The organism is Natronorubrum texcoconense (assembly GCF_900100335.1).
GTDB classification, from domain to species: domain Archaea; phylum Halobacteriota; class Halobacteria; order Halobacteriales; family Natrialbaceae; genus Natronorubrum; species Natronorubrum texcoconense.
In genome coordinates, this window is the sequence record NZ_FNFE01000001.1 from 319767 (window position 1) to 341782 (window position 22016).

Consider the following 22016-nt stretch of genomic DNA (forward strand, 5'->3'; position numbering starts at 1 on the left):
GCCCTCTAGACGAATGGTACTCGGAATCGCGAGTACCACCGCTATAACGGCTATTGCAGGATGTCTCGGGTCGATTCGAGAGCAGTTCGCGTCGGACCCAACGGCACCGCTCGGTCAGATATTTATTAGGAACGGAACGGAAGCGGACCGTGCCGGCGAACTGATCGTCGTTCGCGACGGTGAGATCGATCTCTGGCGATCGTTCAGCATTGACGGAAAGAATGGACAAACCGTTTATTCGGAGCAAATTCCAGCGGCCGAACTCAGCGAACCGGTCGAGACGTACCAGATCGGTGTGAACGTCGAAGACATCGGGACGAGGTGGTTTGATCTTGCAGAACAGGTGCCCGAGAGCACGATCGAACGCTGCCAGGAGGAAGAATTGATGCAATTTGCTATCGATATCAGTGCCAATGATCGGATCAGTTCTTCCGCTGTCTGTGAATAAGTTCCTGTCGGAAAGCTGTGAACATCCACCTGACGGTGCCGGAGGAAATGAATGAGCCCGGGACGAAATCTATTGCGTCGATCCTAAGTATAGACCTCCGGTGTTTCAGAGATACTAGTATTAGAAGCGATGATATGTTGTCTTGAGAGAAGATATTGATGTAATATATGACCATAGTTGGAAAAGTCGTGTCTGCTTGGGAAATCGCTAGGTGCTGTAACCGGATAGAGAAGAAGAGATTGTGTTCAGTCTTTCACAATTCCTGTGATAGTCGTTTTCTTCACCTGAACCGATGGGCGTAGAAGATCTACAGTACCGGTCTTTTTACTAGAGACGGACTCTGAGGCAGGAATCGTTTTCGATGGTTTCTCTGGTATGAATGAACTGTTTTTCTCAACACCAGTAACTTCAACGTCGTTCCCCTCTGAATCACGAATTATTTCACCGGAGGTTACTTCACTACGCTTTTTCATGTCATGTTCTACTTCATCCCTTTCATCGTCTTCCATTTCGATATTAGAAGTAGTGCCATTACTCCCAGGGACTATCATGTTCCCTTGGGCCTCCCATGAGTGTGCGATATAGATGTCTTGAACACCAGCATCACCCCATGCTTCCTGATGATGAGACATGGAGAAGCTATCGTGGCCATCCTGCTCACTCCAAATTTGTTGATAAACAGCGTTCGTCGCACATGGACAGTACTCACCGCTTGAATAATCCCAAGTATAGTCAATTTCCCCATCTTCTTCGTCATTGCCAACATCATTAGTCGCAAGTGCGCCGACGATACCGAAGGCAGTGCCTGTTACCCAATTAGCTTTACCAATAGCCCCCGACGCTACCGCTAACGCGATATCCAGTCCAGCGGACTCCGAAGTTGAATCTCCGATGGGTGGGTTAGCTTTCACTTCACTCCCGGTCGAGGTAGGCATACTCGTCGTCACAGGAAGTTCGTTGATGAATATCGCCTTTTGTTTCAGAATTCCTGTCGTGTCGTTGTAATCCCAGTCTGCAAACTCACAATCAAGTGGATCGGAATAACTTTCTGAGTGCCCGAACGACTCAAATCGGTGAATGTACCTGTCTTCATCTTCTAAGTGCTCAGTTCCCCAGAAGGCTAAGTTACCAGCGAGATTCACCCGGTGACTGTACCCCGCCGACTGACAGCGATATGCTTCGTCCTCGGCTGGGCGCTCCCATTCCATTCCGTCCTTTTCATCAGTATGCGGACTATCAGTACAACAATCTGGAGCTGAAGCCTTGACACTTCCACTTAACGTAAATGGGGCCGTACTACCAACTAGTGCTGATTTTTTCATCACACTTCTTCGGCTAATCCGATCTCTTATTCCCTTATCTTCTGTATTGTCTGCCACACAATATAATATTAAAAATAAATCTATTTATATTTTTCTTAACTTATTTGATGTACTATATTTTTATAGTCGGGTTTTTTCGTTCTCGCGAGGACCTCTGTATATGGACCTCACCGAGGCACTCTCTGGTATCACCTGTCCACTCATCACCCCCTTCGAGGACGACTCGAGCCGGATCGACGACGCCGCATTCACCGACTTGATCGACCACCTTCTCGAGGCCGGCATCGACGGCGTCTTCCCCTGCGGAACGACGGGCGAGTTCGCCAGTCTCTCACGCGAGGAACACTCCCGCGTCGTCGAACTCGCGGTCGAACGCGTCGACGGCGAGGTGCCGGTGCTCGCGGGTGCAGCAGCAACGAGCGTTCACGACGCAGTCGCCCACGCAGAAACGGCAGCCGAACTCGGCGCCGACGCCGCGGTCATCACGCCGCCGTACTTCCACACGGCGAACGCGCCTGAAGGGAACCAGCAGTTCGTAGAGCAGGTCGCCGACCGCTCCCCCCTGCCGATTCTCCTCTACAACATTCCGGTCTGCACCGGCCAACGGATGGAGCCTGAGACGCTCGCGGCCGTCGCGACCCACGAGAACGTAATCGGGCTGAAGGACTCGAGCGGCGACCTCGAGTACTTCCTCTCGGTCCGCCGGAACACGCCCGACGAGTTCCTCATGCTGCAGGGGTACGACGCCCTGCTCGTGCCCGCGTTGCGGATGGGGGCCGACGGTGGCGTGAACGCGCTCTCGAACGTCGCTCCCGAGCAGTACACCGAGTTGCACGCAACGTTCGACGATTCGCGCGGCGAGGAACTGCAGGACGCCATCGTCCCGCTGTTCGACGCGTGTGCGAGCTACGGCTTCGGACCGGCGACGAAGACCGCACTCGAGTACCACGACGTAATTCCCTCGGACGCGGTTCGGCCGCCGCTGGTCGAAGTACCCGACGAGGGCCGAGAGGCGATCGGCGAGGCCGTCGACGGACTGCTCGAGTCAGGAGACTAATAGGTCTCCGGATCGAACGACGGGGTGATGACCGCCCTCGAAGGTGATGCGGACGGCGGGATGACCCGCGATTCCGACCCCGCTCCCGATCCCGCCTCCGTCGACACTCTCGAGTCCGAAACCGGCGTCGACTGGCCCGCCGCGCTCGCCCTCTACACCGCGGCCGTCGCGGCTGTGATCGTCGGCGTGTTCGGGGTCGCAGCCGGTGGCTCGAGCGACGTGATCCTCGGACTCGTTCCGACCGCGTTTACGGGCGGCGTCCTCTGCGGAGCGATCGTCGCTCGAGCGAACCCAAAACTCGCGCTTCGAGTCGGTGTCTGGCGCTGGCGCACCGTCGCCCTCTGTCTTCCGGCGGTGGCCGTCGCGGGCATCGTCGTCGTCCTCTCCGCGGTCGGTCGCGTCCCGGGGAACTGGTACCTCCCGTTCGCTGCCGCCGCGTTGCTCGGGATCGGACTGTCGGGGCGACTCCTCGCGCTGGTCGCCCGCGATGCGTACATCGGCGCGGCCATCGACCGCAAGCGAGCGGCGACCGCAGGCTGGACGTGGCACCACTCGGGGACCCACGTCGGTATGCTCGGACTCGGACTGGGACTGCTGGCGGTCGCGGCGTTTGTCACCGTCAACCGAGGACAGCCTCCGATCCGAATGCTCTTCCTCGCGTTGCTTTCCATCGCGTTCGGCTGGGACCCGACCGTTTCGATCCCGAAACCCGGCGGCGAGACGATCACGCTCTCCCCGCTCCCGGGCATGGAGTACGAGCGGGGCAAACTCCGCGCCTACGAGGCGGGTCTGGTCTTCGAACCGAAGCTGATCCCGTCCTACCGGCGGTTCGTCCGCTGGGACCGAATCACCGGCGTGGGGCTTACCGAGGAGAAACTGGTGCTCGAGCGCCGTTTTCGACCCGATATCCGCTGTGACCGCTCGAATATCGACGACCTCGAGGGCGTTCTGCGGGCGCTCGAGGCGCGGGACCGCGCTCCTCGCCAACCCACAGTTTAACCACGCTCGAGCGAGAGCGAACGCCATGAACCGAACGCGCGGCGTCGAACACGGTCGGTCACGACCCGGTGATTCCGGCCGCCCCACGACGCCGCCGTTCACTCGCCCCACGAGCCATGACTGAAACTCCACCACAGGACACCGAGATCCGCCAGTTAGACGAGAATACCGTCGCCCGCATCGCCGCCGGCGAGGTCGTCGAACGCCCCGCCAGCGCGGTGAAGGAACTCCTCGAGAACAGCTTAGACGCCGACGCAGACACCGTCGATGTCACCGTCGAGGAGGGCGGCACCGAACTGATCCGGGTCGCCGACGACGGTCACGGAATGCGCGAGGCTGACGTCCGCGCGGCCGTCCGCGAGCACACGACGAGTAAGATCGACGGTCTCGAGGACCTCGAGTCGGGCGTCGCCACCCTCGGCTTCCGGGGCGAGGCGCTGCACACGATCGGCTCCGTCTCGCGAGTGACGATCCAGTCGCGGCCTCAGGACGGGGACGGCAACGGCGGCGCCGGAACGAAACTCGTCTACGAGGGCGGCGAGGTGACGTCCGTCGAACCGACCGGTTGCCCGGCGGGAACCATCGTCGAGGTCGACGACCTCTTCTACAACACCCCTGCACGCCGGAAGTTCCTCAAGACGACGGCGACGGAGTTCGCCCACGTCAACCGTATCGTGACGCGATACGCCCTCGCCAACCCGGACGTCGCCGTTTCGCTGACTCACGACGGCCGCGAGGTGTTCGCGACGACGGGCCAGGGCGACCTGCAGGCCGCCGTGATGGCCGTCTACGGCCGCGAGGTCGCGAGCGCGATGATCTCCCTCGACGCCGACGACCTCCCGCCCGGCCCCCTCGAGTCCGTCTCGGGCCTCGTCTCCCACCCCGAAACCAACCGCTCGAGTCGGGAGTATCTCGCCACCTACGTCAACGGCCGGGCGGTCACCGCCGACGCCATCCGCGAGGGGATCATGGGCGCCTACGGCACCCAGCTCGGCGGCGACCGCTACCCGTTCGTCACGCTGTTCCTCGAGGTGCCCGGCGACGCCGTCGACGTGAACGTCCATCCCCGAAAGCGGGAGGTCCGATTCGACGACGACGATGCGGTCCGCCGGCAGGTCGACGCCGCCGTGGAGTCGACGCTGCTCGAGCACGGACTGCTCCGGTCACACGCCCCGCGAGGTCGATCCGCCCCCGCGGAGGCTCGAGTCGATCCCGGCTCGGCGGAGACGACCCAGCGGACGGCGAGCGAGACCGGAGACACTTCGGGGACCGGTGGCGAGTCCGGGTCGTCCGCGGACGACGTGGCCGGTGAGGGCGTATCGGCCACTGCTCCAGCAGCCGACGGTGCGGCCGGCGGCGGCGCGACGGACGCCGCGTCTGCCGAACCGACGGGCGCTGGCCCTGGATCCTCCGCGTCGTCCCCCGCAGGGGATTCTGCAGGCGCAGGTTCGACGTCTCCGTCGAGTGCATCGGCTGCCGCTGGCGACTCGAGCGCCGAACCGGCGCCCCGTTCGTCGACGTCCGACGTGAGCAGCGCACCGTCGGAACCCGACCCGGTGGAGAGCGGGACGGGTGCGACGGAGAGCGGATCCGAGGCGGCGGTCGATTCGACCGATGCCGAGTCCACCGAGACGTCTACGACAACCCGTACCTCGAGTCCGGAGTCCGATCCGGAACGAAAGTTCGCCGCCGCGACCGAACAGCGCACGCTCACGGGCGAGCCCGCGACCGGCGACGAGACTGAGTTCGACTCGCTGCCCGCACTGCGCGTCCTCGGCCAGCTCGACGACACCTACCTCGTCTGCGAGACGGGAGACGGGCTCGCCCTGATCGACCAGCACGCCGCCGACGAGCGGGTGAACTACGAACGCCTGCAGCGGGCGTTCGCGGACGATCCAGCCGCGCAGGCGCTCGCGTCGCCCGTCGAACTCGAGCTGACTGCCGTCGAGGCCGAGGCCTTCGAGAGCTACCGCGAGGCCCTCTCGCGGCTGGGGTTCTACGCCGATCGAACCGACGACCGGACGGTGGCGGTGACGACCGTCCCGGCGGTGTTGGAGGAGACGCTCGAGCCCGAGCGCATCCGGGACGTGCTGGCGTCGTTCCTCGAGGGCGACCGCGAGTCGGGCGCGGAGACGGTCGACGCGCTGGCCGACGAGTTCCTCGGCGATCTGGCCTGCTATCCGTCGATCACGGGGAACACCTCGCTGACGGAGGGCTCGGTGGTCGACCTGCTTGCGGCGCTTGACGATTGCGAGAACCCCTACGCCTGCCCGCACGGGCGGCCGGTGATCGTGCAGTTCGACGCACGGGAGATCGAGGATCGGTTCGAGCGCGATTATCCGGGCCATCAGGGCTGAACCGATCTTGCGAGGTCGAGAGAACGCGATACTGCCGCTCTCGAGCGGTCGAGCCACGCATCTGGCCTATCCAAGCCGTGTGCTTACGCCCGTCTCGAGCGGAGCAACGATGTGAACGTCAACGTTCCCGTCGATCGGTTACTGATCATGCTCGTGGTCGCGACCGGTTTCGCGGTCGTCGGCGGCGGCTGGGCCGCCGCGCTGGTCCACGCCGAAGCCACGGGCATAGAAGAGATCGGATTGCGAGTGGGGATCGGTGCCCTCTTCTTCCTGATCCTGCTCAGTTTCTGGTACCTGTTTTCCAGGATGGACGACGAGACCGTCCGAAACGACTGACGTGGCCGCTGTTCTGTCGACTGTTTCTCTCGCGTTCCGACGGCTCCACTCGAGCGAGCGGCTCTGCGCAGGGTGAACTCGTCGGGACGCCGTCGTTCAGTCCAAAACTGTGCTCGCCGAAAATTTCGACTCGACGGGAGGCGGTGGGCCGCCATCGTCACCGGTAGGAGACTCGAGACCGAACCCCGGCCTATGCCCACTGTACGCGAACTCGACGGATCGGACGCGGGCGGACAGTTCGTCCGAACCGCGCTCACGCTCTCGGTGCTGAAGAACGAGCCCGTTCGCATCGATAACGTTCGCGGCGACCGACCGACGCCCGGACTCCGCCACCAGCACCTGGCCGTCCTCGATACGCTGGCTGCGATCTGCGACGCCGACGTCTCAGGGGCGGAGCTCGGCGCGGAGACGGTCGCGTTCGACCCCGGGCTCGAGTCGACCGACGGAGCCACCGACTGGCACGGTCGGGGACCGGGGCGGCTCCCAGGTGGCGAGTACGACGTCGATATCGGCACCGCTGGGAGCGCAACGTTGCTGTTCGACAGTTTGCTGCCGCTCGCGACGGTGCTCGACTCCCAGCTCACGGTGACGGTCACGGGCGGCACCGACGTGTCGTTCTCGCCGCCGCTAGATTACTCCCGGTACGTCAAGCTCCCGCTCCTGCGGCAACTCGGACTCACCGCGGCCTACGAGGTCGACCGTCGCGGATTTTATCCCGACGGCGGCGGGCGGGTGACGCTACAGCTCGCCCCCTCGAGCCTCGAGCCGATCGATCTCACCGAACGCGGGGCGCTCGAGGGCGTTCGGCTCTACTCGACCGAGTCGGCGTCGCTCGCGGATCGCGACGTGGCGTTTCGGCAGGCCGAAGGCGCCCTCGAGCGGCTGTCGCTCGACGAGTTCGGACTCGAAGTCCTCGAACGCCGGGAGACGACGGTCTCGAGTCCGTCTCCCGGCACGGCGATCGTGCTCCGACTCGATCACGGGAGCGGCGTCGCCGGCTTTTCCGCCCTCGGCAAACGAGGCAAGCCGGCCGAGCGAGTCGGGGAGGACGCTGCAGATCGCCTGAACCGGTTCCTCGCGGAGTCAGGTCCTCTGAGGGCTCCCGTCGACCGCCACCTGGCCGACCAGTTGCTCGTCTCCCTTGCACTCGAGGGCGGCCGCGTTCGGGTACCCGCGGTGACCGACCACGTCGCCTCGAGCTGTGAATTACTCACCGCGTTCGGCGCGACGGTCGACATCGCGCGCACCGACGACGAACGTGCAGGTTCTGCCGAACCGGCGCTCGTTTCGGTCGAATCGACGGTCGATTTATAATGTTCGGCGACGACTCTCGCCGTCGGCGTAACAGGCGTCCAACAGAACGCCACAACTTATGACAGCGCCGTTCGTTGGTCCGCGCATGGTCGACGAACACAGACGTGGTCCGGTCTGGGGGGCCGAGCCGTGAGCGATATCGTTACGTTCGGTGAGACGATGCTTCGACTGTCGCCGCCCGACGGCGAGCGACTCGAGAGCGCGACCGAGTTCGAAGTCCACGCGGGCGGCGCGGAGAGCAACGTCGCCATCGCGGCGGACCGACTGGGCGCGACGGCGACCTGGCTGTCGAAGGTCCCGGAGACGCCGCTGGGACGGCGCGTCGTGGGGGAGATCCGGCGACACGGGATCGAGACGGACGTCGTCTGGAGCCACCGCGGCCGACAGGGAACGTACTACCTCGAGCAGGCCGGTGAGCCCCGCGGGACGAACGTGATCTACGACCGCGAGAACACCGCCATCTCGACGGCGGAGGCTCGAGAGTTCGATATCGAGCGGATTCAGGACGCCCGCGTCTTCTTTACGACGGGGATCACGCCCGCGCTCTCCTCGACGCTGCGCGAGACGACGGCGAACATGCTCAAGGCGGCCCGACAGGGGGGGACGACGACCGCCTTCGACTTCAACTACCGGAACAAGCTCTGGTCGCCCGACGAGGCTCGCGAGACGCTGACGCGATTGTTCCCGGGCATCGACGTTCTCGTGATCGCCGCTCGCGACGCCCGGACCGTCCTCGGCTTCGAGGGCGATCCGCGCCAACTCGCGCACAAACTCGGCTCGCAGTACGACTTCACGACCGTCATCGTCACCCGCGGCTCGGAAGGGGCGATCGGCTGGCACGACAGCGTCGTCCACGATCAGGAGGCCTACGAGACCGATACCGTCTCCCCCATCGGCACCGGCGACGCCTTCACCGGTGCGTTCATCGCTCGCCGCCTCCACGGCGAGGACGTTCCCACGGCCCTCGAGTACGCCGCGGCGACGGCGGCGATCAAGCGCACGATCCCCGGCGACGTGGCGCTGCTCTCCAAGGACGAGGTCGACGCCGTCGTCAAGGACGGCGGAACGGCGCTGTCGCGATAGCGGCCGACTCGAGGCTATTGGGTCGGCTTCGCTCGAGTTGCTCGGTCGAAATCGCGGGTTCGTAAGACGATTGGGCTGGAAACAGTTGGAACGCGTCGCCTCGGCGGACGGCGGCTCTCTCGGCTATTCGGTTACTCCGCTACTCCGTGTGGTCGGCGAGTCGCAGGTACGGCGCGACGACGTCGCGGTCGACGGCTAACTCCAGCAGTTCGGCGTCGTCGTCGTAGCGAACGAGACCCGCATCACGGAGGTGTGGAAGGTGTCTGTGGTGTAGATCTACGACGATGCGTTGATACCGGTCGTACGACGGTTCTCCCTCCTTGAGTGCGATGTATTCGGCCAGATCGCCGAGTTGAATCGCTGCCGTTTTCTGGGACAGATAGCCGAGCGCGTACTGCCGGCGCTCCTCCGCGAGCGCGGCGAACAGTTGCGTCGAGGAGACGTCCGAACGGTCGATCTCTGCTTTTCGAGGGTTCTGAGTTCGTGGCTTCATGGGACCTCCGTACTTTACCTACGTTCTGTTACCGACCGGTCTCGTCGAACGACTTCAGCAGAGTACGAACTCGTGTGTGGGTGCCATCCACATAACCTTTATTGTACATAAATGTGGCTAGAAATCAAACATTCTGATTCTGCTATCGGTCATTCTTCGAGGAATTTCGGGTGGTACGATGGTTCCTCGTCGGTTTCGTACTGTTCGATAGTCACCGACCACTGCGGCGCGTCGGAGACGGGCAGCGAGACGTCCCAGACGCCCTCGACCTCGGCGCCGCGACCGAACGCCGTCGCGATGAGGTCCGTAAGCTCGTGTTCGAAGTCGGTTGCGTCGGAGGGGGGAGTACGATTCATGGTGCGGAGAGACGACTCGTGTTCGCACTCTCAGATGAGCGAGGTTGGGGGCGGAGATAACGCTGTCCCTCGTCCCTCTCTCGACGCTGACTGACCGGTGGCCGAGCGAGTCGGGGGCGCTCCTCAGACGGCCGTACGTGACCGTCTCAGTTTCCGACCGGATCCGTAGAGTACCGGGTCCGGTCGTCGTCCCCTCGAGCGCTTCTGATCGCTCCTCGGCGACGCCGCTATCCAACCCTAACGGTGTCCCCGGTGCCCGATCCGGAGTCGCGGATCGCATCGCCACCGGGGACCGGACTCCGGATCAGGAACGACGGCTACCGTTCCGAATGCGTACGATAGACGCGTGCTATCCACCGTCCAGCAATCCTTATTATTAACGGTGACCTATACTGTGTCGATCATTCATGAGATCCTTCGACGATATGAACCGCCTGTTTCGCGAGATGGACCGCAGCTTCGACCAGCTCCGTTCGGCCTGGATGAACGAGTTCCAGAGCTACGGATTCGGTTCCGGATTCGATATGTCCGAGCGCCCTGAGCTCGAGTCCGCCGACCGACCCGTAGTCGGCGGCGAGTGGGGCGTCGAATCGACCTTCGAGACCGACGCCGCGGTGACGCTCGAGGAAACGGACGACGGCTACGTCTACGTGATGGACCTCCCGGGCTTCGAGAAGGACGACATCGACCTGACCTTCGACGACGGTGTGCTGTCGATTCAGGCCCACACCGACGTCGAAGCGGGCTCCGACGCCTATCGATCCGTTCGCTCTCGCCGTGTCGGCCGGCGGGTTCCCATTCCCAAGACGATCGTCGCCGACGAGATCACCGCGAGCTACCACAACGGTGTCCTCGAGGTGGCTCTCCCCGTCGAAGGCGACCACGAAGACGACGGACACCACATCGAGATCGAGTGATTCGCGAGGGGATCCCGATACTCACTCGACCGAAACGTCTCGTTCCGGGCCTCTGTCATGCTTTGTGGCCCGTATTCCGTTTTTGAGTGCGAGTAGTCAGCTACCGACGACCACGATTTGCGTTCGATACTCCACGAATGTTTCAACGAACAGACCTACATTACCGAGAACCATCTTCGCCTTTGATACGGTCTCGTCCCTTCAGCGTCACGGTTTCGAGAATGACTCGAGATACGTATCAGAACCCGTACAACCAATCACCGGCTGGCCGCGTACTTTTCCCCTTCGACGTGGTAGCAGTACACGTGACTCGAGTCGTTCGGCAGGCGACCGTCGACGACGTCTGGGCCGTCCACGAGACGGCCCGCGAGAGCTGGCACGCCGCCTACGACGAGATTATCGGCTCGGAGACGGTCGACGACGTCGTCGACGACTGGTACGCCATCGGCGACCTCGAGTCGTCGATTACCGACGCGACCGACCGCGACGACGCCGCCTTCATCGTCGTCGAACCGACGCCAGCCGACTGCGAGTCGGAGACCGACTCCGACTTCGAGCGCGATTGCTTAGGCTTTGCCCACGTCGTCCCGTGGCCGGAGGACGCCGACGTCGGCTATCTGGCCCGGCTCTACGTCCGTCCCGAGCGCTGGGGCTCCGGTGCGGGAACCCGACTCCTCGAGCGACTCGAGGCCGACCTCGAGTCGTCGTTCGACCGAATTCGCCTCTCCGTGCTCGTGGACAACGATATCGGCGTCTCCTTCTACGAGTCGTCGGGGTTCGAACGCATCGGGACGCGCGAGACCGACCTGGCGGCGGGGTTAGAGGAGTACGTCTACGAGAAACGGTTGGGGGAGACTCGAGACGACGACTCGAGGACCGACAGTGTCCGTACCTAAGCTACCCGTCCTCGCCGAACGGTGTCGGATTCCGAACCATTAGGAGGGGGCGAGTGGAGTACAGAGTATGTCGAGCGGCCACTCCGTCGACGTCGATGGCGTCCGAATCGCGTACGACGACCGCATTCCCGAGGGTGAGTCGGCTATCGAGTCACCGCCGATCGTTCTCGTCCACGGCTTCGCCTCGAGTCGTACCAATAACTGGCTCGACAGCGGCTGGTACGAGACGCTGCTCGAGGCCGACCGCCGCGTCATCGCGCTAGATTGTCGGGGTCACGGTGAGAGTGGGACGCCCCACGATCCCGCAGCCTACGAAACGGATACCATGGCGAAGGACGTCGTCGCCCTGCTCGACCACCTCGAGATCGAGACGGCCGACCTGCTCGGCTACTCGATGGGCGGGAGGCTATCGCTCGAGTTACTCCACACCTATCCCGACCGGTTCAACGCGGGCGTGCTCGCCGGCATCGGCTCGGCGACGCTGTCCGCGAGCGATATCGGGGACGCGATCGCAGACGGGCTCACGGCGGACGATCCGTCCAATATCTCGAACCCGGTCGGGAGGCGATTTCGGACCTTCGCGGAGACGACGGACAACGACCTCGACGCGCTCGCGGCGTGTGCCCGGGCACGGACGCCGCCCGCCGACTGGGAACAGGTCGGCGAGATCGACCAGCCGGTGGCGGTGGTCGCGGGCGAGGACGACGACCTCGTCGGCGACCCCGAGGAACTCGCCGACGGCTTTCCCAACGCCGAAGCCGTCGTCGTTCCCGGTGCAGATCATCTAACGACGGTTCCGGACGATCGATTCAGCGAGGGAGTGGTGGACTTTCTCGAGCGCGAAGGGCTGTAGAATACGGACTCTGAACGGGATTCTGGTCTCCAACCAGTAGTTGCTAATGCGGTTCTCACCCAGAGCAGCCATTGATTGATGTGACATGTACAGAGAATTCAGTAGCCAGTGTTAGAACTCATTGGGAGGGCTATGTATCCATTGCTGACAGTAACTCGATCCCGAAACCAAAAATTCCAATAATGAATCCGATCAGCATGATCATCGTTGCCGTCCCCGTTCCGGACGGACTAATATACACAGAGAAACCCCCAAACAGTACAGTGAGGATGCCAAACCGTTGTAATGCTGCTCCAGCTATTGTCGATGTAGTAAAACTGACTAAGTAAGTACATTCTGATTGACTCATGCATGATTTTGGGGTTCAGAATCCTCTAGTCGATCCTGCTGTTCAACAAGCACACGCAGTTCGCACGCTTCGAGTGCTCACTCGTCCACTGAAAGACGCGTCGCGACGCCAAGCCGTCGCTCGCTGCTTCCGTCTTCGAGAACTGGTTCCGTCCGTCGAAATGCTTCTGTTGTCGGCCGTTAGAGCGTTTTCTCCGCTTCGTCGTCGTCGACGACTTCGATCCCGCGGTTGTTGACCGCCGTCGGATCGAGGCCGACCTCCTGGAGGAAGGTCTTGTACTCGCGTTCGGCCTGCTCGGCGTCTTTCTGCTTGTCGCTGGCGCGGTCGCAGAGTTCGATCAGGTTCTCCGGCACGTCGTTCTGATAGACGATCCAGTGGTTGATCAGGTCCGAGAGGCGGCGGATCGGACTGGTGAAGTGGCCGTAGATCTCGAAGTTCAGGGCGTGGTGGCCGCCGAAGGGGTCGTTCATGTACTTCGCACGGGGCATGACCTTCATCACGGCCCACTGGATCTTGTCGAGTTGGCGACCCGGGGCGTCCTCGAGCGTCGCGTTGACGGCCTTTCGCGGGTCGTCCCAGGTGCTGCCGGGGATCGAGACGCCGTCTAAGTCCTGGATCTCCTGAAGCGCTTTCGACCACTCGTCCGGGCTCGGCTGCGGGTGAACGCGGTACATCGCCTCGACGCCGCGATTCCACATCAGTTCGTGCGTGACGGCCTTGTTGGCCTTCAGCATGCACTCCTCGATGATGGTGTGGGCGCGGTCGCGGGCGGGGTTCAAGACGAGCGAGCCGTCCTCCTTTCGGATCTCGTGCATCCGGTCGGCGACCTCGTGGACCAGTTTGTTCTCCTCGTGGAGGGGAGCGTCGGGGTCCTCGAGTCGGTTCTCGGCCTGCGAGTAGGTCAGCCGTTCGTCGGACTCGATAACGGACTTGTAGATCTCGATATTGTCGTAGGAGAGGGTCTCCTTGTCGAGGTGCATCTCGACGGTGTGGGCGAGTCGGTCCTCGTTGGGAACCAGCGAACAGACGGTCTCCGCGAGGACGGGCGGCAGCATGTGGATGGTGTAGCCCGGCAGGTAGACCGTGTTCCCGCGCTCGACGGCCTCGTCCCACATCGCCGTTTCGGGGTTGACGTAGTGGGTCACGTCGGCGATGTGGACCCAGAGAACGTACTCGTCGTCTCGCTCCTCGATCGAGATGGCGTCGTCGAAGTCCTGGGCGTCGATGGGGTCCGTCGTCCACGTCGTCAGCTCCCGCAGATCTTTACGTTCGTCGACCTCGTCCTCGATTTCGGCCGTGACGCCGTCGGTCCGTGCCTCGGCTTCCTCGAGAACCGCCGAGGGAAACTCGTCGCGGATCTCGAGTTTCTCGAAAAGCTCCTCGCGTTTGTTCTCCAGATGGCGTGCCAGGTCGTCGCTGATCTCGATGGGGCCCTGCCCTTCGGCCGTACCGGCTTCGGCCTGTGCGTCGTCACTCATACGGTGGGGTACGGACGAAAGGGTGAAAGTCGTGTCGGGATGGGAACGGTCCAACGTGACCGACTCGACCGGCGATCGTGGCCGAGAAACGCCCGAAGAGGCGATCGTCCGGTCGCCCTGACGAACGATTGTCGACCTGCCGAACGACTCCGACCGGCCGCGAGTCAGCCAGAACGGGTATGGGGATCCGGGCGAAAGACGGGGACAAATCCGACGACATGTCCTGGCAGTATCCTCCCCATCTCCTCCCGTATATCGGCGTGCTGTTTCTGGCGATGGCCATCTCCGGTGCGTTGGCCGTCTACACCGTGGTGGCGCGGTCGGACGCGATGGACGAACCGAGCGTCCGGGCGTTCGTCGGTCTGAACGCCGGCTGTGCGCTCTGGTCCGGAGCCTACGCGCTGCAGTTGCTGAGCGTCGAGCTATCGACGAAACGGTTCTGGTTGAGCATCGCCTTCGTCAGCTCTATTCTGGTGGTGGTCTCGCTGTTCGCCTTCGCCGTCGCGTACGCGGATCACGAACGGTGGCTCACCCGGCGGACCCTTCTCGCGATAACGTTCGTCCCCGCAGTGGGGTTCGTCCTGCACGCGACTCAGTACCGAAACCTGTACGAACAGCCCATCGAAACCACCGTCGTCGACGGGTTCGTCGTTTTGGACCGAACGCTGGAACCGGCAGCGATCGTCACCCTGCTGTCCATGTACGGACTCGTCATCGTCGCCGCGGGGTTCTTGCTCAAGACGGTGTACGAATCACAACGCGTCTACCGCCTGCAGTCCGTCGCCGTCCTGATCGCGATTCTCGTTCCGTTCGGTCCCAATATCGCGTGGGCGCTCGGTCTGGGTCCGGCAGGGAACCTCGATCTGACGCCCGTCGCGTTCACCGTCTCCGGAGTCGTGTTGGCCGTCGCGATCTATCGCCATCACCTGCTGGATATCGCTCCCGTCGCCCGCACCGCCGTCGTCGAAGACATGCGCGACGGCTTTCTCGTGATCGACGAGACCGGCCGTATTCGAGACGCCAACGCGGCCGCTCGACGGAGCGTTGCCGGCGACGCACCACCCTCCATCGTCGGCCGGGACGTGACTGTGCTCTTCCCCGATATCGCACCGGTCGTCCGCGAGGGGGCGCCGACGGACCAGATCGAAATCGTCGTCGACGGCGACGACGGCCGCCGGTTCTTCGACGTCCAGGTCCAGCGACTCTCGAGCGCGGACGAGATTCGGCTGCTCCTCCTTCGCGACGTTACCGAGCAACACGCCGTCGAACAGCGATATCAGTCCTTCATCGAGAACGCCTCCGACCTCATCACGATGGTCGACGACCGCGGGATTATCCGCTACCAGAGTCCCTCCTGTACGACCGTGTTGGGATTCGCCCCCTCTGAACTGGTCGGCCGGTCAGCGTTCGAGTTGGTGCATCCGGACGACCGAACGCAACTCGTCGAGCAGTTTCGGAACGGACTCGATGCGAGTATCGCCGTCGACCGGGCGGAGTATCGGCTCCGAACCGCCGACGGCGACTGGCGAGACGTCGAGACGATCGGGAGCAACCTGCTCGAGGATCCGTTCGTCGAGGGGGTCGTGTTGAACACGCGGGATATCACCGACCGAAAGCAACGCGAACGCGAGATCAGTCGCTCGAACGAACAACTCGAGCGGTTCGCGGACGTCGTCAGCCACGACCTGCGTAATCCGCTGAACGTCGCTCAGGGCTACCTCGAAGCGGCCAACGACGACGTCGACTGTGCGTATCACGACGATATCGAACTCGCCCACGACCGAATGGCGGCGATCATCGAGGACGTGTTACGCCTGGCTCGAGAGGGGCACCCGATCGACGACACCGAACCGGTTGGCCTCGCTCGCGTCGTCAGCCGCGCGTGGGCGAACGTCGACACCGGCGAGGCAACCCGTTCGGTCGCGAGCGAGCGGCCGATCGTCGCCGACGAAGACCGACTGGTTCGGCTGCTCGAGAACCTGTTTCGGAACGCAGTGGAACACGGTTCGACAAGGCCTCGGTCGCAAACTCCCGAGGACGCCGGAAGACGCAGAGCGTCTTCCGAGCCCTCGGTCGCTGACGCTCCCGAGGACGCCGTGGAGCACGGTTCCGAGACCGTCCACGTCCGGATCGGAACCACTCCCGACGGGTTCTTCGTCGAAGATAACGGACCGGGCATTCCGGCCGACGACCGCGAGCGCGTCCTCGAGTACGGCGAGACGTCGTCGCCGTCCGGAACCGGATTCGGGCTCGCGATCGTCGACGAGATCGTCGACGGCCACGGCTGGACGCTACGGATTACCGAGAGCGGTGACGGGGGCGCTCGGTTCGAGTTCGACACTGTGGACACGTCTCGAACATCTACAGGAACTCGGGATCCGTCCGCCGTCGATGACGCGTGAGGTGCGCCCCCTCGAGAGCCGTCGATCCCCTCGACTGCGGGCGGGATAGCGGAGTCGCTTCGCTGGAAGTGTCCGTCTCGGCGCGATTCAATACTCCTCCTCGAGCGTTCCGTATCGCTCCTCGACGGTCTCGAGGTAGCTCGAGAGAAAGCGCTCCCGTGTCGTTTCGCCCGCTTCGAGTTCGATCAACAACGCCTCGAGTTCGTCCCGCGGATAGTGACAGAGGTCGTCGTGACAGGATTTACAGAGGTGTTCGAACGTCTTGTCGTCGCGGTCCCAGCGATCGCCGTGTTTGTCGTATTCGCGTGCCTTCGACCGGGAGACCTGTTCGCCACAGGCGAGACACGTCACCGCCTCCGTGTGGGTCCGGGAGGGCCACATATCTCTCCCAATATCGTGCTATTACTTAGCAATTCTCACACGGTCTCCACGAGCGGACTGTCCGGGTAATCGATTAATCCTCGAAGCGGACGTTCTCCAGCGATCGGTTCTCGATCGGTGTAGTGAGTCGCTCTCGTCGCACGTTTCGGTCGGTTACGGTAGGTTGGGTACGGTGAATCACGGTCGGCCCCTACCGTTCGGCCGATCGCTGTCGGTCGTGTGAGCGTCGCCGTCGCCACCGTCGGACGCCGGTTTCCGCTCGGGGCCCTCCTCGAGCGCGGCGTCGGTGTCGGGAACCTCGAGCGATCCGTCCGGGTCGATCACCGTTCGTGCCGGAATCGGTTCTTTCGGCGGCGGACGACGCGCGATCAGTCGCTGAAAGCGGGTGAGATCCCGCGGCTGGTCGGTCTCGACCTCCTCGTACTCGACGACGACTCGATCCTCTTCGGCGAAGATTCGAACGTAGTTTAGCCGGAACGAGGGGACGTAGATCCCCGGCAGCCGCGAGAATCGCGTCTCGACGTGCTGGAGTTTCTTCAGCCAGGTGCCCGTGTTGACGACGACTCGGTCGCCCCACCGCGTGACCGACGCGCGGTGGGTGTGACCGTAGACGTAGACGCAAACGTCAGGGTTCGCCTCGAGCGTTTCCCGGGCCGCGTGCAGGAACGGCTCGTCGCCCTGTCCGACACGAATCCCCGAGAGCGCGACGCCGAAGCGCTCGAGCGTGTGTCCGAGATCGCGTCTGAAAAACCACAGCGGGACCGCGAGCAACAGGAGGACGGCGATGATCACGAGGTTGATCGTGACGATGATCTCGAGGACGATATCGGCGATGCCGAGCGCGTGGACGACGGGATTGTCGGTGAACAGCCCTGCCGGGAGGATTCCCGTGACCTCGAGGACGGTGCCGAACAGGTAGAGCAGCGTGATGTTGAAGAACAACAGCAGCGGGACGACGATCGCCCGCAGGTACGGGCTCATCTCCCGGTAGAAGTAGTTCGAGAGGAGCCAGCGCGGAATTTCCTCCATCGGGGTGACCGACTGGATGTCGCGCAGCCAGTCGCCGCTTGCCCGGTCCGAGTAGCGGCCGGCCGTATCGACGATCCGCTGAACGATGAAGTAGCCGACCGGGAGCGCGTCGGGGTTGCCCCAGTCGGGCATCCGGTTGTTCGTATCGTGTTGCTGGCCGTGCTCGATCCAGATTTGTGGAGTCCCGTCGACCCCGTCGACGTCGACCTCGCGAGTGATCGCGATCTCCGGCTCGAGCGTGACGTTGAACGCCGCGAGTCGCTCGGCGTGTTCGGGGTAGCAGGCCAGATCGTAGTCGTGGTTGCCCGGAATGAGCGTGATGTCGATCACCTCGCCGGTCGCCCGAAGCTGGTCGAACACCCTCGGATGGTCCTCGATCACGCGCTCGAGTTTCGCCGGTCCCGTCACTTCGGCGTACTCCCACAGCCCGAAGGCGTCGCCGTTGATGATCAGTTCGACGTCACCGCCGCGCGCTTCGAGATCCGCGAGAAACTCGAGGAGCTCGGCCTCGAAATCGAGCGTCGTGAGCTGCTCGTCGCCGCCCATGTGGAGGTCGCTGATGAAGACGTACTCGGTGGCCATCGATCGTGCTCTGGCGAGCTACCAGCCGTGGAACGATAGTGGTTTTCCCGTTCCCGACGATCCGTCGCTCACCGCGATCAGGCCGATTCTCGCTCGCTCCGATTCCGTCTATGCCTCGTCCGGATCGTCGATCTCCCGCTGGTAGTACCGGACCCACACCATCTGCAGCGGGATGATCAACATCGGGACGAAAAACGCCAGCCGAAGGGCCACGGCGGCGACGGCGATCGAGAGGGCGAAGACGGCCGGGGAGATCAACCCCCGAATCGTGATCAGCGACGCCGCTCGAGTACTGATCTCGTCGCTCGTAAAGCCCGCTCGAGCGGCGTAGGCCCAGACGGCGGTCATCAGTACGCCCACCAGCACGAAGTTGACCGCGTACAGCGTCCAAGCGAACTGCGTCCCGTAGACGCCCAGCAGCTCCGTCGGGTAGGGGAGAAACGAGATCGAGAGCAAGAACAACAGGTTCAGCCACAGCAGAATCCGATCGTGGGCCTCGATGTACAAAAAGAGGTTGTGCTGGATGATCCAGTAGAGTCCGACGACGACGAAACTCAGGAGGTAGCTGACCAACAGCGTCTCCTGGTCGGCCACTGCGGCCGGTAGCTCCGAGGCGGAGACGTCCGGCACTTCGAACTGTAACACCAGCAACGTGAGCACGATGGCGAACACGCCGTCGCTCAGCGCCTCCATTCGATCGGTGTCCGGGCCCCCGAGCGTCCGTACCATACGTGGATGTCTACTCGAGGCGACGAATACGCTGTCCCGCTTCGCTCGCAGTGAGGGTTCGATCACGGTGGAGGCTCAGACGCGAGGGCTCGGGTTCGCTGCCGATCGACGGCCGGTCGGTGGTCGCGCCCCGCTCGAGATCACTCAGATCTTCACCCGGCACGTGACCCAGAAGCTGAGGCGCGTGACGCAGAATCTAACCTATTAAATGCACACGGGCGGAAGGGCGAGTATGCAGGTCAAGTCCCGACACCACCTCCGGAGTGACGCCGTCTCGGACGTAGAGACCACGCTCGAGGAGCAACTCGGCGTCTCGCCCGACGGTGACGCCTACGAACGCGTCGAGTTCGAGGAGACCGACTGGGAGGTCGTCCTCATCGACGGCGAGCCACAGGTCGCCTACTTCGACGACGAGCCGTTTCTGACGGTTCGAGGGGCGAACGTCTACGAGCCCGAGAAGCAACTGGTGACGGTCGATTCCGGCGCCATCTCGTTCGTCAGCGACGGCGCGGACGTGATGCGCCCGGGGATTACGGAGGCCACGGACGACATCGAACCCGACGATCTGGTCGTCATCGCCGAGGAGTCCCACGGAAAAGTGCTGGCGGTCGGTCGCGCTCGCGTCGCGGGCTCGGATATGGTCGGAAGCGAGGGGAAGGTCATCGACTCGCTGCACCACGTCGGCGACGATCTCTACGAGTTCAGCGGCTAGTCATCGATCGCGGATTTCTTCGTGGAGTCGTCGGTTGCTCTTTCGGACTGAATCAAAACCGAGCCACTTGCTCGTCTATTGTCCCGGTCTCGGTATCGTAGTGAGTACCGTAACGGGAGTGTCCTGCTCGTACTGGCGGCGATGATTTCCACGTCCTCCCCAGCCGATTTCTGCTCACGGGTGCGAAGCACCCGTTTGCATGGTTCGCGGGACCTTTGGTCCCGCGCTAACGCTCGTTCGCTCCACTCACTCACTCATCCACAGGAAGACGCTTTGCGTCTTCCAAGCCGTCACTCGCTACCGCTCGCGACGACCTCGCACGAATTGTGTGTCACGTCTCGCTCGCCGCTCGCCGCGACACAGCGCGCGCCACAGCACGTGGCGAAGACGGCAGGGCGTGAGCCGTTCGGTAACACGGAAGCGATACCCCGACTCGAGCGCCCACTCACTCGCCGACTTCGGCCAGCGAATCCGACTCGAAGACGTCGCTGTAGCGCTCGAGGGTGTCCTCGTAGCCGGTCATCGCGAGGTCGTACGTCTCGCGCAGGTCGTCGATCGGCGTCTCGGTCGCGTCGACTCGCAGATCGTTGTACGGCGGCTCCCACTCGTGGGATTCCGTCGAATCGACGACCACAGCGGCGCTCTGAACCGCCAGCCCCTCGCGTTTGTCGCCACCTTCGAGGTCGCCCGCGGCGAGCGCGTCGATCAACCGCTTCGCGAGCGGCTCGGTTTCGGCGTCCGCCACGACGGCACCGGGTCCGGTCGACCGATCCGTCGTCTCGTGGACGGCGTTCGCTTCGTAGTCCGCCGCGGTCGCCTCGAGGACGTCCTCCCCGGTCAGCATGTTTCCCGCGACGGTGAACGTCTCGCGTTCGAGGTGGCCGAACCAGTCGACGCACTCCTCGCCGGAGAAGGCGAAGGTGCCCTCGCTATCGACGCCGTGGAGCTGGCGCTGCGGCGCGCCGTCGTCGGCGTTGAGTAGGGCCTCGAGCGCGTCGTCGACCGCTAGCCCGTCCTCGACGTACTCGAGTCCGCGTTCGCCCAGCTCGACGTTGACGAGGCTCTGGGTCGCGATCGCGCCGCGTTCGCTGACGAACGGACAGAGGGTGCCGACGCCGGGCAAGCGCGTCGTGACGGCGACGCCGAATCGCCGGTGAGAGTCGCCGTCGTCGGTCTCGTACGCCTCGCGGACGCAGATGCTGAAGGTCATCGATCGACGGTTGGTCTCAACGGACGAAAAATCTCCCGTCCGTCGAGCAGTGCACGACCGAATGCCACGAACTCGCGTCTGCCGGTCGCTTCGGTCCGGCACTCGCTGATTTGCCGTCCGCTCGAGACCGTGTCTGACGTAAGAACTATACTGACGGCGGCGGTGGGTTACGCCAATGGGACTTATGAGCAAAATTCTCGGCGGCGGCGGTTCCCGAGCGGCCGAGGATTACGTCGAACTGGATCTCGACGATGTATCGGCGGACTCGGCCGACGCAGCGATGCAGGTACACATCGCCGAAGTCAGCGGCCAGGCCGACGCCATCGACATCAAAGATACCGTCTACGACGGCGACATCGTTATCGCGGACATCACGCGTCTGCGAACCAACGACAGCACGGTCGAACACATCGTCGACGAACTCCGGCAGGTCGCCCAGGAGGTCGACGGCGACATCGTCCGGAAGGGTGACGATCAGATGATCATCACGCCGACCGGCGTCCGAATCAGCCGCGAAAAGCTGGGCCAGCGGGCCTGAACAAGCCGTCGATCGTCCGTTCGGATTCTCCGCTCTGTGAGTCGCGGGCCAGACTGCCGAGGCTCGAGTTCACCAGTACGAGGAGTGGTGCTGATCCGGAGCGCGGCCGAAATTCGGTATCGACGCCGGTCAGTTACCCTGCCGGGCGTTGTTTTCACCCGGCGGGAATTCCGGT

At 63.2% G+C, this 22016-nt stretch carries 21 protein-coding genes; 13 read left to right on the forward strand and 8 right to left on the reverse strand.

Translation table 11 applies throughout. The annotated features are described in order from the left end of the window. The first annotated feature begins 13 nt into the window (after nucleotides 1–13). Complete coding sequence (locus tag BLT08_RS01470) at nucleotides 14–448, forward strand: hypothetical protein (RefSeq protein WP_090303026.1); 435 nt, start codon at nucleotides 14–16, stop codon at nucleotides 446–448. Between the two features lie 245 nt (nucleotides 449–693). Here the strand turns inward: BLT08_RS01470 and BLT08_RS22410 are convergent, their stop codons facing one another. Beyond that, nucleotides 694–1827, reverse strand: coding sequence for a hypothetical protein (locus tag BLT08_RS22410; RefSeq protein ID WP_139171252.1), 1134 nt, complete (start codon nucleotides 1825–1827; stop codon nucleotides 694–696). Between the two features lie 103 nt (nucleotides 1828–1930). Between BLT08_RS22410 and BLT08_RS01480 the strand changes: the two genes are divergently transcribed. From BLT08_RS01480 to kdgK1, 6 genes are all read left to right on the forward strand, one after another. After that, nucleotides 1931–2827 carry a dihydrodipicolinate synthase family protein gene (locus BLT08_RS01480; RefSeq protein ID WP_090303028.1) on the forward strand — a complete coding sequence of 299 codons (897 nt, stop codon included), beginning with the start codon at nucleotides 1931–1933 and terminating at the stop codon, nucleotides 2825–2827. A gap of 27 nt (nucleotides 2828–2854) precedes the next feature. Then, entirely contained in the window at nucleotides 2855–3826 is a 972-nt protein-coding gene (locus BLT08_RS01485; RefSeq protein WP_090303029.1) for a hypothetical protein, read from the forward strand. A 116-nt stretch (nucleotides 3827–3942) separates the two neighbouring features. Continuing rightward, the gene (gene mutL, locus BLT08_RS01490) at nucleotides 3943–6183 is read left to right on the forward strand and encodes a DNA mismatch repair endonuclease MutL (RefSeq protein WP_090303030.1); all 2241 of its coding nucleotides are present in this window, start codon (nucleotides 3943–3945) and stop codon (nucleotides 6181–6183) included. Between the two features lie 111 nt (nucleotides 6184–6294). Next, nucleotides 6295–6519 (forward strand): hypothetical protein, encoded by a 225-nt coding sequence (locus BLT08_RS01495; RefSeq protein WP_090303031.1) that lies wholly within the window; start codon nucleotides 6295–6297, stop codon nucleotides 6517–6519. A 192-nt stretch (nucleotides 6520–6711) separates the two neighbouring features. After that, nucleotides 6712–7833, forward strand: a complete 1122-nt coding sequence (rtcA, locus tag BLT08_RS01500; protein ID WP_090303032.1) for an RNA 3'-terminal phosphate cyclase — start codon at nucleotides 6712–6714, stop codon at nucleotides 7831–7833. A gap of 129 nt (nucleotides 7834–7962) precedes the next feature. Continuing rightward, nucleotides 7963–8916, forward strand: a complete 954-nt coding sequence (gene kdgK1, locus BLT08_RS01505) for a bifunctional 2-dehydro-3-deoxygluconokinase/2-dehydro-3-deoxygalactonokinase (RefSeq protein WP_090303033.1) — start codon at nucleotides 7963–7965, stop codon at nucleotides 8914–8916. 139 nt (nucleotides 8917–9055) lie between these two features. Here kdgK1 and BLT08_RS01510 read toward each other — a convergent pair whose 3' ends face one another. Beyond that, entirely contained in the window at nucleotides 9056–9409 is a 354-nt protein-coding gene (locus tag BLT08_RS01510) for a DUF7344 domain-containing protein (protein ID WP_090303034.1), read from the reverse strand. 149 nt (nucleotides 9410–9558) lie between these two features. Further along, on the reverse strand, nucleotides 9559–9765 hold the full coding sequence (locus BLT08_RS01515; RefSeq protein WP_090303035.1) for a hypothetical protein: 207 nt from the start codon (nucleotides 9763–9765) through the stop codon (nucleotides 9559–9561). Between the two features lie 407 nt (nucleotides 9766–10172). On the opposite strand from BLT08_RS01515, the gene BLT08_RS01520 reads away from it, so the two are divergent. The 3 genes from BLT08_RS01520 to BLT08_RS01530 all read left to right on the forward strand — a co-directional run bounded on the left by BLT08_RS01520 (nucleotide 10173) and on the right by BLT08_RS01530 (nucleotide 12431). Beyond that, nucleotides 10173–10682: an Hsp20/alpha crystallin family protein gene (locus BLT08_RS01520; RefSeq protein ID WP_090303036.1), complete on the forward strand. Its 510-nt coding sequence runs from the start codon at nucleotides 10173–10175 to the stop codon at nucleotides 10680–10682. Between the two features lie 305 nt (nucleotides 10683–10987). Beyond that, nucleotides 10988–11578, forward strand: coding sequence for a GNAT family N-acetyltransferase (locus BLT08_RS01525; RefSeq protein ID WP_090303037.1), 591 nt, complete (start codon nucleotides 10988–10990; stop codon nucleotides 11576–11578). A 67-nt stretch (nucleotides 11579–11645) separates the two neighbouring features. Next, nucleotides 11646–12431: an alpha/beta fold hydrolase gene (locus BLT08_RS01530; RefSeq protein WP_090303038.1), complete on the forward strand. Its 786-nt coding sequence runs from the start codon at nucleotides 11646–11648 to the stop codon at nucleotides 12429–12431. Between the two features lie 528 nt (nucleotides 12432–12959). Here BLT08_RS01530 and BLT08_RS01535 read toward each other — a convergent pair. Then, the gene (locus tag BLT08_RS01535) at nucleotides 12960–14258 is read right to left on the reverse strand and encodes an RNB domain-containing ribonuclease (protein WP_090303039.1); all 1299 of its coding nucleotides are present in this window, start codon (nucleotides 14256–14258) and stop codon (nucleotides 12960–12962) included. 179 nt (nucleotides 14259–14437) lie between these two features. Here BLT08_RS01535 and BLT08_RS01540 point away from each other — a divergent pair, with 179 nt between their 5' ends. Further along, entirely contained in the window at nucleotides 14438–16660 is a 2223-nt protein-coding gene (locus tag BLT08_RS01540; RefSeq protein ID WP_245724129.1) for a histidine kinase N-terminal 7TM domain-containing protein, read from the forward strand. Between the two features lie 87 nt (nucleotides 16661–16747). On the opposite strand, the gene BLT08_RS01545 is transcribed toward BLT08_RS01540, so the two are convergent. The 3 genes from BLT08_RS01545 to BLT08_RS01555 form a co-directional block, all read right to left on the reverse strand. Continuing rightward, entirely contained in the window at nucleotides 16748–17041 is a 294-nt protein-coding gene (locus BLT08_RS01545; RefSeq protein ID WP_090303040.1) for a DUF7562 family protein, read from the reverse strand. 177 nt (nucleotides 17042–17218) lie between these two features. Next, nucleotides 17219–18652, reverse strand: coding sequence for a metallophosphoesterase (locus tag BLT08_RS01550; protein WP_090303041.1), 1434 nt, complete (start codon nucleotides 18650–18652; stop codon nucleotides 17219–17221). A 108-nt stretch (nucleotides 18653–18760) separates the two neighbouring features. Next, the gene (locus BLT08_RS01555) at nucleotides 18761–19381 is read right to left on the reverse strand and encodes a TMEM175 family protein (protein ID WP_090303042.1); all 621 of its coding nucleotides are present in this window, start codon (nucleotides 19379–19381) and stop codon (nucleotides 18761–18763) included. Nucleotides 19382–19613: 232 nt separating this feature from the next. Between BLT08_RS01555 and BLT08_RS01565 the strand changes: the two genes are divergently transcribed. Beyond that, the gene (locus BLT08_RS01565; RefSeq protein ID WP_090303044.1) at nucleotides 19614–20093 is read left to right on the forward strand and encodes an RNA-binding protein; all 480 of its coding nucleotides are present in this window, start codon (nucleotides 19614–19616) and stop codon (nucleotides 20091–20093) included. A 445-nt stretch (nucleotides 20094–20538) separates the two neighbouring features. On the opposite strand, the gene BLT08_RS01570 is transcribed toward BLT08_RS01565, so the two are convergent. Continuing rightward, nucleotides 20539–21303: a DUF1028 domain-containing protein gene (locus BLT08_RS01570; RefSeq protein ID WP_090303045.1), complete on the reverse strand. Its 765-nt coding sequence runs from the start codon at nucleotides 21301–21303 to the stop codon at nucleotides 20539–20541. A gap of 175 nt (nucleotides 21304–21478) precedes the next feature. Here BLT08_RS01570 and BLT08_RS01575 point away from each other — a divergent pair, with 175 nt between their 5' ends. Then, nucleotides 21479–21841, forward strand: a complete 363-nt coding sequence (locus BLT08_RS01575; protein ID WP_006090017.1) for a cell division protein SepF — start codon at nucleotides 21479–21481, stop codon at nucleotides 21839–21841. Nucleotides 21842–22016: the final 175 nt, after the last annotated feature.